Consider the following 13261-nt stretch of genomic DNA (forward strand, 5'->3'; position numbering starts at 1 on the left):
CTCAGCCACCAAGACACCAGAGGACGAAGAAAGCACCAACTTCTCCTTCTGCCTCTTTTTCCCTGGTGTTTGCTTCGTTCTGCCGTGTTCTGGTGGGTCTGGCTCTGATTTCCTTGAACGCTGATGCTCAACCCTGACGACTACAAGCACTACGTCGATTCCTTCAACGCCCTTGAAGCGGTGGAGGACGTCGTCAACCTCATCCCCAACGCGGCGGCGTGGCAGTGGATGTGCCAGAACGTGCCGCTGTTCGAGTGCCCCGACCCGGACATTCAGCGCGTCTACTGGTATCGCTGGTGGACCTATCGCAAGCACATCAAGCCGACGCCCGCCGGCATCATCATCACCGAGTTCATCATCCCCGTCCGCCATGCGGGAATGTACAACTCGATCAGTTGCGCCCTGGGGCATCATCTGGCCGAGGGACGCTGGCTCCGCAACGAAAAACAATACCTCGATCCGTACGTGCGATTCTGGTTCACCGCCGACAACGGCAGGCCCGAACCGAAGTTTCACAACTACAGCAGTTGGCTGGCGGCGGCTTTGCTGGAGCGGTGCTTCGTCAGCGGCGATCGATCGTTCCTGCTGGAGCTGCTGGATGAACTGATCCAGGATTACCGGCGTTGGGAGGCCGAGAGACTTCTTCCCAACGGGCTGTTCTGGCAATATGACGTGCGGGATGGAATGGAAGAGTCGATCAGCGGCTCGCGCACCCACCGCAACTTCCGGCCCACGATCAACAGTTACATGTGCGGCAACGCGCTGGCGCTGGCCCAGATCGCGACGTGGGCGGGGCGCAGCGACGTGGCGCACAAGTTCTTGGACAAGGCCCAGACGCTCAAGCGGCTGGTGCTGGAGAATCTGTGGGATCCGCAGGCACAGTTCTTCAAGGCTCAGACGCAGGAGAACGGCCTGTGCGATGCCCGCGAGGCGATCGGGTTCATCCCCTGGTGTTTCCGGCTGCCGGATCCGCACCGCGGTTACGAGGAAGCGTGGAAGCAGCTTGTCGATCCGCAGGGGTTCTGGGCGCCATGCGGAATCACCACCGCCGAGCGGCGACATCCCCGCTTCCGCTCGCACGGCGTGGGACGTTGCGAATGGGACGGCGCGGTCTGGCCATTTGCCACGTCCCAGACCCTCAACGCCCTGGCCAATGTGCTGCGATATTACCCTCAGCCGCACGTGACGAGACAGCACTACCTCCAGGCGATGCAGGTATACGCCCGTTCGCACCAGTACGATGGCAAGCCGTACATCGGGGAATATCTTGATGAGACCACCGGCGCCTGGCTCAAGGGCGACAATCCGCGCAGCCGCTTTTACAACCACTCGACCTTCTGCGATCTTGTGATCAGCGGTCTGGTGGGGCTGGTGCCGCGCGCGGATGAGATAGTCGAGCTCAGCCCGCTGCTTCCTCCCGACGCCTGGGACTGGTTCTGTCTGGACAACCTCCACTATCACGGTCGAACGCTGACGATCTTCTGGGATCGCACGGGCAGCAGGTACGGGCGGGGGCCCGGACTGCACGTGCTGTGCGACGGCCAGACGATCGCGCAATCCAAGATGCTTGCACCATTGACCGGCATGCTGCCTGGGAAACACTCATGAAACCGTTCTGTTGCCTGATCAGTTTCGCGGTCACTTGCAGTGTGGCGTTTGCGCCCGGTGCCTGGGCGCAACAGTCGGCGACGCAGCCGAAGCCTGCGGCTGCGCCGCGGATTGTCGGGCAGGGGCGTGACGGCCGGCTCACTTATCTCACCGATGATCGCGGCAACCGCGTGCCCGATTTCTCTTACGCGGGCTACCGCGCGGGGGAGCAGCCGATTCCCAACGTGCCGGTGCGCGTGGTCGTTTCCGCCGTCGAGGGGGATAACACGGCGCGGATTCAGGCGGCGATTGATTATGTCTCGTCGCTGCCGGCCGATCAGCGCGGGGCGGTGCTGCTGGCGAAGGGGCGCTACGAAATCGCCGGGGCACTGAAGATCGCGGCGTCGAACGTGGTGCTGCGCGGCAGCGGCCCGCAGACGCTGCTGGTGGCCAGCGGCACAGACCGCCGCACGCTGATCACCATCGCCGGCGCCGATGATCGCAAAATCGATCCCAACTGGATTGCAGTCCAGGATGACTACGTTCCGGTCAACGCCCGCCGACTGCGGCTGCGCAGCGGGCACGGACTCAAGCCTGCCGACACGATCCTGATTCGCCGTCCCTCCACGCCCGAGTGGATCCGCAGGATCAACATGACCAACCTGGGCGGCGAGCGGCACGGCTTCGGCTGGCGACCCGGATCACGCGACATCCTGTGGGATCGCACGATCGTCACCGTGGAGGGCGACACGATCACCCTTGACGCCCCGATCACCACGGCGCTGGAGTCGGATCTGGGCGGCGGGAGTGTGGCCAAGTACGACTGGCCGGGGCGAATCAGCGGCGCGGGCGTGGAGAACCTTCGCTGCGAATCGAGCTTCGACCCCGCCAACCCCAAGGACGAGAACCACAGTTGGTTTGCGATCGTGATGGAAAACGCGCGGGACTCGTGGGTGCGGCAGGTGAGCTTCGCGCACTTCGCCGGCAGCGCCGTGGCGCTGTGGGAATCGTGCAGCCGGATCACCGTCGAAGACTGCAAATCGGTGGCGCCGGTCTCGGAGATCGGCGGCTGGCGGCGAAACGCGTTCTTCACCGCCGGGCAGCAGACGCTGTTTCAGCGCTGCTGGTCGGAAGACGGGATCCACGACTTTGCCGTCGGGTTCATGGCGGCCGGTCCGAACGCGTTCGTGCAGTGTCACACGCTCAATTCGCTGGGAGACAGCGGGCCGATCGACAGTTGGGCCAGCGGTGTGCTGTTCGACAACGTGCGTATCGACGGCAATGCGATCAGCTTCATGGATCGCCGCTACCGCGCCCAGGGCGCCGGTTGGGCCGCCGCCAACAGCATGATCTGGCAGAGCCACGCGGCGGTGATCCACTGCTTCAGCCCGCCGGGCGCGACCAACTGGGCGGTCGGATGCTGGGCGACGTTCGACGGCGACGGGCAGTGGCAGAGCTGCAATGACTCGGTGGAACCCGACAGCCTCTATTACGCCCAGCTTGCCGAGCGCATCGGACACAGCCAGGCGATGCAGCGGGCGCAACTGCTGCTGGTGGCATCGGATCCCTCGTCAAGCCCGAGCATCGAGGTCGCCGCGGCGCTGACGCAGGCATCGAAGCAGCCGGGGCCATGGATGCCCACCTGGATCGATGATGCGGGAAAGCGCAATCCGATCCCGATCGATGCGGGGGGGGCCAGGTCGATCGACGAGATTGCCAGGTCCCAGTTGCATCCTCCGCCGTCCGTTGCCGGCCAGAAGCAGTTGACCATTGAAAACGGCTGGATCGTTGCGGATGGGAAGCTGCTGGTGGGGACGCGTCAGTCCATTCCCTGGTGGCGCGGTTCGACCAGGCCGGCGGAGGCGTCGCGCGCGGGGCCGGCGGTGACTCGCTTCGTGCCGGGTCGAAGCGGTCCCGGTTACACCGACAATCTGGATGATGTTGTGAAGCAGATGATCCAGGAGGGCAAAGTCGCGCTCGAGCAGCACTATGCCCTGTGGTACGACCGAAGGCGCGACGACCACGAGCGGATCCGTCGCATGGACGGCGACGTCTGGCCGCCGTTCTATGAAGTGCCGTTTGCCCGCAGCGGGCAGGGCGTGGCCTGGGACGGGCTCAGCAAGTACGACCTGACCAGGCCCAACCCCTGGTACTGGTCGCGACTGCGGGAGTTTGCATCCCTGTGCGATCAGCACGGCCTGGTGCTCATCCATCAGCAGTACTTTCAGCACAACATTCTGGAGGCCGGGGCGCACTGGGCGGACTTTGCCTGGCGAACGGCGAACAACATCAACAACACGGGCTTCCCCGAGCCTCCCAACTACGCCGGCGACAAGCGGATCTTTATGGCCGAGCAGTTCTATGACGTGTCGCACCCGACTCGCCGCGCCCTGCATCGCCAGTACATCCGCCAGTGCCTGGAGGCGCTGGCCGGGCAGCGAAACGTGATTCACCTGACCAGCGAGGAGTTCACCGGCCCGCTGCACTTCATGCAGTTCTGGATCGACACGATCGCCGAGTGGAAAAGGGAAAAGGGCCAGGCGGGCAGGCACGTGCTGATTGGGCTGAGCGCGACCAGGGACGTGCAGGATGCGATTCTGGCCGATCCGACGCGCGCGGCGCTGGTCGATGTGATTGACATTCGCTACTGGAAGCCGCAGGCGGACGGGACGTTTTACGCTCCGCCCGGCGGCGCGAACCTGGCCCCGCGCCAGCACGCGCGGCAGCTCAAGCCCAAGCCAAGCTCCTTCGAATCCATCGTTCGCGCCGTGCGCGACTATCGCACGCGATTCCCCGACAAGGCCGTCGTCTATTCCGTCGAGGAGGATGGGGAGATGGGCCTGGCGGCGCTGATGGGAGGTTCGTCGCTGCCACGGATGCGACCAACGCTCGATTCGAAGCTGCTGGAAGCGATCCCGAAGATGAAGCCCGTCGAGCTGCCGGGCAATCCGCCGGGGCAGTTCGCTTTGGCCGAGGGGGATCGCCAGTACCTGATTTATACGAGTTCCGATTCGCCGGTCGCGATCGACGCGAGCGGCTATGAGCAGCATCGTTTCGACGTCGGACGCGGCGCGAAACTGGTCTGGCTGGTTCGCAGGTAGACATGAGCATCACGAGCACAACCCGCAGTCCGTACGTGAAGGCGCGCAGCGTCGGTTTCGGGCAGGTGCGCTGGACGCGCGGCTTCTGGGCCGAGCGGTTCGCGCTGTGCTGCCAGACGATGGTGCCGACGATGGGCAAGCTGCTGACCGAGACCGAGCGGGAGCGTTTTTTGGGCAATTTCGAGGTCGCCTGCGGGCTGGTCGAGGGGCGTCACCGCGGCCCCAAGTGGGACGACGGGGATTTCTACAAGTGGCTGGAAGCCGCCGCCGTCGTGTGTCACGCGACGAAAGACGCCAAGCTGGATGCGGAGCTGGACCGGATCATCGAGCTGATCGGCAGGACTCAGGATCCCGACGGCTACATCCACACCGACGTGCAGATCGCACAACGCAAGGGCGATCCGCCGGGCGCCAAACGCTTCGCCAACCCGCTGGACTTCGAGATGTACAACATGGGGCACCTGATCACGGCGGCGGTGGTGCATCATCGGGCCACAGGCAAGCGCAACCTCCTGAACATCGCGCTGAAGACCGCCGACTTTCTGGATCAGACCTTCGCGCATCCCACGCCGCAGCAGGCGCGCCACGGCATTTGTCCGTCGCACCTGATGGGGCTGGTCGAGCTGTACCGGCTGACCAGCGAAAAGCGTTACCTGGACCTTGCGGTGCGGCTGCTGAACATGCGCGACCTGGTCGAACAGGGTGACGATGACAATCAGGACCGCATTCCCTTCCGGCAGCAGCGCACTGCCCACGGGCACGCGGTGCGCGCGACGTATCTGTACGCCGGCGCCGCGGACATCTACGCCGAAACCGGCGACGAGTCGCTGATGCAGACGCTGGAGCCGGTCTGGCAGGACCTTGTGACGCGCAAGCTGTACATCACCGGCGGTTGCGGGGCGCTGTACGACGGCGCCTCGCCCGACGGAGCGGTCGATCAGAAACAAATCACGCGCGTCCACCAGGCGTTCGGGCGCAACTACCAGCTTCCCCACAGCACGGCGCACAACGAGACGTGCGCGGCGATCGGGAACGTGCTGTGGAACTGGCGGATGCTCCAGATCACGGGGGAATCGCGCTTCGGGGATGTCATCGAGCAGACCCTGTACAACGGGATCCTGTGCGGCATCAGCCTCGATGGCACCGCATTCTTCTACACCAACACGCTGCGGCAGCTTAACCCGATGCCGGTGGAGCTTCGCTGGCCCAGACAGCGGGCCAGGTTCATGAGCTGCTGGTGCTGCCCGCCGAACGTCGTGCGCACGATCGCCGAAGCCGCGAACTTCGCCTATGCCGTCTCGGATCGCGGCGTATACGTCGTACTGTACGGCGGCAACGAACTGGACACGAAGCTGCCCGACGGATCGCCGATCAGGCTGACGCAGGAGACGGACTACCCCTGGGATGGGACCATCCGCATCCGCGTCGAGCAGGCGCCCGCGGGAGAATGCTCGATTCTGCTGCGCATTCCCGGCTGGGCGAAGGATGCGTCGATTCGCATCAATGGGCGCGACTCGGCGACAGGCCCGAGTCCAGGGACGTTTTGCGAGCTGCGGCGGACCTGGGCTCGCGGGGATCTGATCGAGTTGATGCTCCCAATGCCGCCGCGCCTTGTCGAGGCGCATCCGTATGTCGAAGAAGCGCGCAATCAGGTTGCGGTGATGCGAGGGCCGATCGTGTACTGTCTGGAATCGACCGACCTTCCGCCGGGCGTGCGCGTGCTGGAGGTCTTTTTGCCTCGGGATGTGCAACTGGTGCCGCAGCGGTCGGACGTGCTGGGCGGGGCGGTCGTGCTCCAGGGGCGAGCCATCGCGCAGCCGGCCGGTGACTGGAATGCAAAGCTGTATCGCGATCTGCCCGCTGCGGCGCCCACGCAGATTGCACTGACCCTGGTGCCGTATTTCGCGTGGGGCAACCGTGGCGAGTCGGAAATGACCGTCTGGCTCCCCCTGGCCACGCGATGAGAGTGAGGTTGAGCATGAGATCAGGCGGACTGACCAAAAGCGTGAAAGGAGCAGGCGCGATTCGTTGCATCTGCGCGGCGATGGTCGCGATCGCGATGTTGTTCACCACGACGTCGCTGCTCCGCGCCGATAATGATGTGACGCTGTGGTATGACAAGCCAGCCAACCCCGAAGTCTGGGAAGAAGCGCTTCCGCTGGGCAGTGGCCGGCTGGGGGCGATGGTGTTCGGCGGCACCGACCGCGAGCGAATCCAGTTCAATGAAGACACGCTGTGGACCGGCAAGCCGCACGACTACGTGCGCGAAGGCGCCGGCCAGCATCTTCAGACGATCCGCCAGGCCGTCTTCGCCAACCGGGGCAACGAGGTCACTCAGCTCATCCGCGAGAAATTCCTCAGCGATCCGGTGCGTCAAAAGGCCTATCAGCCTTTCGGCGACATCTTCATCACATCGCCCGGGCACGAACTGAAGAACGTGAGCGACTACCGCCGCGATCTGGATCTGGATTCGGCGATCGCGTCGGTGAGCTACAAGGTGGATGGCGTGCAGTACCGGCGGGAAGTCTTCGCCTCGCATCCGGACAACGCGATCGTCATTCGCCTGGGCGCGGACCGGCCGGGGAAGATCAACACGCAGATCCAGCTCACCAGCCCGCACGAAGGCTCGACGACGCGTGCTGCGGACGGCGCACTGGTGCTGAGCGGGCAGGTGCGCGATCCGAAGAACAACAACGAGCCGGGACTGAAGTTCGAGTCGCGGCTGATCATCCGCAACGAGGGGGGCAGCGTGTCGTTCGAGAACGGCGGCGCACAAGTGAGAAACGCCGACGCCGTCACGCTGCTGCTGGTGGCCGCCACGAGCTACGTGAACTTTCAGGACATCAGCGGCGATCCGTCGGCCAGGTGCAGCGGCTACGTCACGGCGTTGAGTGGATTGGACTACCCGACGCTCAAAGAGCGTCATGTGGCGGATCATCAGAAGCTGTTCCGTCGCGTGAAGCTGGACCTGGGCCGCACGGAGCAGGCGCGGCTTGCGACGGATGAGCGGCTGCGGCGGGTTTCGCAGGCGATGGGCGAGGCGGCGCGAGCGGCACAGGCCAGCGGCGGCGGCATCGACGCCAGCGCCGCATTCAGGGCCGATCCATCGTTCCTTACGCTGTATTTCCAGATGGGTCGATACATGCTGATCGCCTCCAGCCGGCCCGGCGATCAGCCGGCCAACCTCCAGGGCGTCTGGAACCAGCTCAAGGACCCGCCCTGGGAGAGCAAGTACACCACGAACATCAATTTCGAGATGAACTACTGGCCGGCGGAAGTGACGAACCTGGTCGAGTGTCACGAGCCGTTCTGGTCGATCGTGGATGATCTTCGCATCAGCGGCTCCCGCACGGCCAGGAAGTTGTACAACGCCCGCGGCTGGGTGCTTCATCACAACACCGACCACTGGCGCGGCACGGCGCCGATCAACAACATCGACGGCCTGTGGCCGACCGGCGCGGCATGGCTCTGCCACCACATGTGGGATCACTATCTGTACGGCGGCGACAAGCAGTTCCTGGCCAGCCGCGCGTATCCGGCGATGAAGCAGGCGTGTGAATTCTTCCTGGACTTTCTGGTGAAGGATCCGCAGACCGGCTGGCTGGTGACCAATCCATCGCATTCGCCGGAACAGGAGCCCAAGGGTCAGCCGCTGCTTCAGCCCGGTCCGACCATGGACAACCAGCTCATCCGTTCGCTGTTCACATACACGATCGAGGCGGCGGAGATTCTGGGGATCGATTCGGACTTTGCGCGTCAGCTCGAGCAGGCGCGCAGCCAGCTTCCGCCGAATCTGGTCGGCAGCCAGGGACAGTTGCAGGAGTGGCTGAAGGACTGGGACACGCCGGGCAACCGTCACCGGCACATGTCGCCGCTGTGGGGTATGTATCCGGGCTGGGACATCACGCCGGCCGACCAGAAGATCTGGAACGCGGCGAAGGTGCTCTTGGGCTGGCGTGGCGACGGGGACACCGGCTGGAGCTTCAGTTGGCGCGCGGCGCTGTGGGCGCGGGCGATGGATGGCGATGTGGCGGCCAGACAGGTCTATCTTCAGCTTCAGAAGCGGACGTTTCCCAATCTGTTCGACAAGTGCGGGCCGTTCCAGGTGGATGGCAACTTCGGCTCGACAGGCGCGATCGCGGAGATGCTCATCCAGAGCCATATCCGCGATCCGAAGACCGGAGCGTTCGAGGTGCACCTGCTTCCGGCGCTGCCCAAGGCGTGGGCCAGAGGCTCGGTCAGCGGCCTGCGGGCGCGCGGCGGGTTCGAGCTGGACATGAGCTGGGAGGACGGCAAGCTTGTCTCGGCGGAGATTCGTTCGCAGCGCGGCCAGCCCCTGCGGGTTCGCGTGGGCCAGACTGTTGCGGAATACAAACTGGCGGCGGGTGAAAAGCTGACGCTGCCTCCATTTGGCGAGAAGTAATGTCAAGCGAATTGCTGGAAATCCTGGGCGAAGAGCAGTCGAAGGTGGATACGACGCTTCCCGACGGCGGGATCCCCGTCGCCGTGGGGGTGCAGAGCTACTGCGTGTTTCGCGCGTCGCGCGATGTCCCGGAGCTGACCGACGGCCGCGGGTGGACGTATCACCACCACGTGGACATGGCCTGCTGGAAGGGTCGGCTGTATGTCGGGTGGAACTCGTGCGAGAAGGATGAGGACATCTGGCCGTCGCGGGAGCTGTTCAGCACGTCGATCGACGGCGTGGAGTGGTCGCCGCCGCAGGAAATGTTCCCGCAGGGCGTTTCGACGGCGCTGCGGATGTACTTTTATCACGCGCCCAACGGGCGGATGCTGATGATCGCCGGACTGCGCGCCGGCACGCAGAAGGTTCAGGAGGACCTCAAGGGCGGGATCGTCGTGCGTGAGATCCGGGCGGATCACACGCTCGGGGAAGTGTTCGTGCTTCAGGCGCCTGCGGCGCTGGCGGCGGACCATCGCCCGCCGATGTTCCAGCAGTCGCCCGATGCCGGCTTCGTCGAGGCCTGCCGCAGCCTGCTGGCCGACACCGTGTTCCTGGAACAGCAGGACCGCGGGCGTCTTCTGGGCGAGCGGCGGATGAAGTGGCACCACGCCAGCGCCTGGCCCGGCGGGAAGGTGCCGGGCGACAACGACAAGTGGGTCTGCGGCAAGGCGTTCAGCTTCTTTCGCCGCGCCGACGGCCTGCTCGTTGGCGTGTGCAAAATGGGGTGGGTCACTGCTTCGGCCGACGGCGGCAAGACCTGGTCGCAGCCGAGCGTCCCGCCGACGTTCATCACCGGCAAGGCCAAGGCCTGGGCGCAGCAGACTCGCGATGGGCGCTACGCGCTGGTGTACAACCCGAGCAGGCGAACGCGCTACCCGCTGATCGTCGTGACCAGTGACGACGGGCAGCACTTCCGCGACATGCGGATCGTGCAGGGGGAGCTGCCGATCCAGCGCTACGCCGGTCGCGACCGCAGCATCGGCCCGCAATATACGCGCGGAATCTCCCAGTGGGCCGACGACGGCTCGCGGGCCGCAGAGCGCGTGATGTGGCTGGCGTACAGCATGAACAAGGAGGACATCTGGGTCAGTCGCGTGCCGCTGCCGATCAAGCCCGACGCCACCAGCGATGACGAGCCGTGGAACCTGTATGTGCCGAAGTGGACGAAGATCCAGGCGATTGAAGGCGGGGGGATCCGGATCGAGGATCGCGATCCGTACGACTACGCGCGGGCGATCAAGGTGTTTCGTGAATCGCGCAGCGTGTCGGTATCGCTGGATGTGGTTGCGGATCAGGTTGGCCGCGGAACCCTTCAGATCGAGCTGATGGGCAAGTTCGGCTCGCCGCGGCCGGTGCGAGTCTGGCTGCTGCCGCAGGGGCAGATCTACATGCGCGATGGCCAGCGCGATGTGCCAGTCGGCTCGTACTCGGCGGGGCAGAAGGTATCATTGTCGATCATGGCGGACGTGTCGCGTGGCCGGTATGCACTGGAAATCAACGGGCGACTGGCGGCGCGCGAGGCGGCATTTGCCGAGCCGGCGGAGCTGCTGCGGCAGATCTCGCTGCGCAGCGGGGAGTATCGCGGCATCGGCGGGCTGAATCCGGTGCCCCCGGGCACCGATCGCCCGACCGAGCCGTGCTCTTACCAGATCGCCAATCTCAGGATCAGCACAAGTTCGGGAGAGTGACCCATGGCATCCCAGACAACATCGCAGGCAACCTCATCAACCACGGCAACGGCGGGCGGGCGCGCGGCCAGCGCGCCGGTGACGCTGGCGGTGATCATCGGCAATCGCGACTTCTTCCCCGACGTGCTCGTCGGCGAGGCGCGAAACGATCTGGTCAAACTCTTCGAGCAGCTTGGCATACGCAGTGTGATGCTCGGCCCGCAGGACACGAAGCTCGGCGGGGTGGAAACCTTCGCCGACGCCCGAAAATGCGCCGAGCTGTTCCGCAAAAACCGCGACGTGATCGACGGCGTGCTGGTTTGCCTGCCGAACTTCGGCGACGAAAAGGGCGTGGCCGACACGCTCAAGATGGCCGAGCTGAACGTGCCGGTGCTGGTGCAGGCGTATCCTGACGATCTGAACGCGCTGGGGGTTTCCCGCCGCCGCGACGCGTTCTGCGGCAAGATCTCGGTCTGCAACAACCTCACGCAGGCGAGGATCCCGTTCACGCTGACCAGCAAACACGTGGTGCATCCGAATGATGCGAGCTTCAGGCAGGATCTGACCAGGTTCATCGCGATGTGCCGGACGGTCAAGGGTCTGCGGCGGGCGCGTTTCGGCGCCGTCGGCGCCCGCCCGGGCGCGTTCAATACGGTGCGGTACAGCGAGAAGGTCCTTGAGCGATACGGGATCAGCGTGACCACGATCGACCTTTCGGAAGTGCTGGGCAGGGCGCAGAAGCTCGATGGCGATCCGCGCGTCCGGGCCAAGCTGGAGGCGATCACGGCCTATGCCCCGGCGCCGGGCGTGCCTCAGGACAAGCTGCTTCAGATGGCGCGGCTGGGGGTCGTGCTCGACGAGTTCGTCGCCGCCAACGCGCTGGACGCCACCGCGATCCAGTGCTGGACGAGCCTTCAGCAGAACTGGGGATGCAATGTCTGCACGTGCATGAGCATGATGAGCCAGGCGCTGATGCCAAGCGCCTGCGAGGTGGATGTCACCGGAGCGCTGTCGATGTATGCGCTGTCGCTGGCGTCGCAACTGCCCAGCGCGCTGGTGGACTGGAACAACAACTACGGCGGAGACGAGGACAAGTGCGTGCTGTTCCATTGCGGCAACTGGCCCAAGGCGTTCGCGCCGGACACGAAGATCGCCAACGCTCCGATCCTGGGATCGACCCTGGGCGTGGAGAACACCTACGGCGCGATGGAGGGCCGCACGCCCGCCGGGCCGCTGACGTATGCCCGCTTTACCACGGACGACTCGGCGGGGGTGATTCGCGGATACGTTGGCGAAGGCACGACGACCAACGACGAGCTGAACACCTTCGGGCACCGGGCCGTGGCGCACGTGCCGCGGCTTCAGGAGCTGCTTCGCTACATCTGTAGCAACGGCTTCGAGCATCATGTCGCGGTGAACCCGTCGCTGACGGCGGAGGTGCTGGCCGAGGCGTGCGGCAAGTATCTCGGCTGGTCGATGTACCGGCACAACGACATCAGCAACCGATGAATCACGGAGTGAGTGACGAAGGAGCAGAGGAGCAACAACAGAAAGAACAACAACCGCCATGTCGCTGACCGATCGACAACTTGAGCTTAAGAGCCTCCAGTACCGGCGGCGGGTGCTGGAGATCATCAAGCACGCCGGGGCGGGACACACCGGCGGGAGCCTGTCGTGCGTGGACATTCTCAATGTCCTGTACAACCGGGTGCTGCGCGTTTCGCCGCAGACGTTCAGCGATCCGGCTCGCGACCGCTACGTCCAGAGCAAGGGACACTCGGTGGAGGCGTTGTACGTGGTGCTGGCGGATCGGGGATTTTTTCCGCAGTCGGAACTTCAGACGCTGTGCCAATACCAGTCGCACTTCGTCGGGCATCCGACCCGCAAGGTGCCCGGCATCGAGCAGAACACCGGAGCACTGGGACACGGGCTGTCGATCGGCGTGGGAATGGCGCTGGCCGGCAAGCTGGATGCGGCCGACTACCGCGTATTCGTGCTGCTGGGCGACGGTGAGCTGGCCGAGGGATCCAACTGGGAAGCGTGCATGGCGGGGGCGCATTACGGGCTGGACAACCTGGTGGCGATCGTGGACCACAACACGCTTCAGATCACCGGGCGAACGCGGGACGTGTGCAGCAACGAGCCGCTGGACGAGAAGTTCCGAGCGTTCAGGTGGGATGTACAAATCGTGGACGGGCATTCGATTCCGCAACTGACGCAGGCGCTGGTCGCCCGCCGCTGCGATGGCAGGCCCACCTGCATCATCGCCAACACCATCAAGGGACGGGGCGTGAGCTTCATGCAGGACGTGGCCAAGTGGCATCACGGCGTGCCGAACGATCAGGAATACCGGCAGGCGATCGCGGAGATCGATCGTGCGATGGCGGACCTGGAGGCATCGATTGCAGCCGATGCTGCGGGGGTGCGGCAATGAGCGCGCCGGC

Annotated in this window: 7 protein-coding genes; all 7 read left to right on the forward strand. The window is 64.8% G+C overall.

What is annotated here, in order from left to right:
* Positions 1-123: 123 nt before the first annotated feature.
* From ACQS5P_RS14710 to ACQS5P_RS14740, 7 genes are read left to right on the forward strand one after another with little or no spacing between them, the layout of a single operon-like run.
* A complete protein-coding gene (locus ACQS5P_RS14710; RefSeq protein ID WP_428937373.1) occupies positions 124-1608 on the forward strand; it encodes an MGH1-like glycoside hydrolase domain-containing protein in 1485 nt (494 codons plus the stop codon).
* The gene (locus ACQS5P_RS14715; RefSeq protein ID WP_428937374.1) at positions 1605-4688 is read left to right on the forward strand and encodes a DUF6298 domain-containing protein; all 3084 of its coding nucleotides are present in this window, start codon (positions 1605-1607) and stop codon (positions 4686-4688) included. Before ACQS5P_RS14710 ends, ACQS5P_RS14715 begins: the two co-directional genes overlap by 4 nt.
* Positions 4689-4690: 2 nt before the next feature.
* Complete coding sequence (locus ACQS5P_RS14720) at positions 4691-6652, forward strand: glycoside hydrolase family 127 protein (RefSeq protein ID WP_428937375.1); 1962 nt, start codon at positions 4691-4693, stop codon at positions 6650-6652.
* Positions 6653-6666: 14 nt separating this feature from the next.
* Positions 6667-9111, forward strand: a complete 2445-nt coding sequence (locus ACQS5P_RS14725; protein ID WP_428937376.1) for a glycoside hydrolase family 95 protein — start codon at positions 6667-6669, stop codon at positions 9109-9111.
* On the forward strand, positions 9111-10838 hold the full coding sequence (locus ACQS5P_RS14730; RefSeq protein WP_428937377.1) for an exo-alpha-sialidase: 1728 nt from the start codon (positions 9111-9113) through the stop codon (positions 10836-10838). The genes ACQS5P_RS14725 and ACQS5P_RS14730 overlap by 1 nt, the downstream gene beginning before the upstream one ends.
* A gap of 3 nt (positions 10839-10841) precedes the next feature.
* A complete protein-coding gene (locus ACQS5P_RS14735; protein ID WP_428937378.1) occupies positions 10842-12326 on the forward strand; it encodes an L-fucose/L-arabinose isomerase family protein in 1485 nt (494 codons plus the stop codon).
* Between the two features lie 58 nt (positions 12327-12384).
* The gene (locus ACQS5P_RS14740; protein ID WP_428937379.1) at positions 12385-13251 is read left to right on the forward strand and encodes a transketolase; all 867 of its coding nucleotides are present in this window, start codon (positions 12385-12387) and stop codon (positions 13249-13251) included.
* Positions 13252-13261 lie beyond the last annotated feature (10 nt).

The sequence above is a fragment of the Fontivita pretiosa genome (genome assembly GCF_050410795.1).
GTDB lineage: Bacteria > Planctomycetota > Phycisphaerae > Tepidisphaerales > Tepidisphaeraceae > Fontivita > Fontivita pretiosa.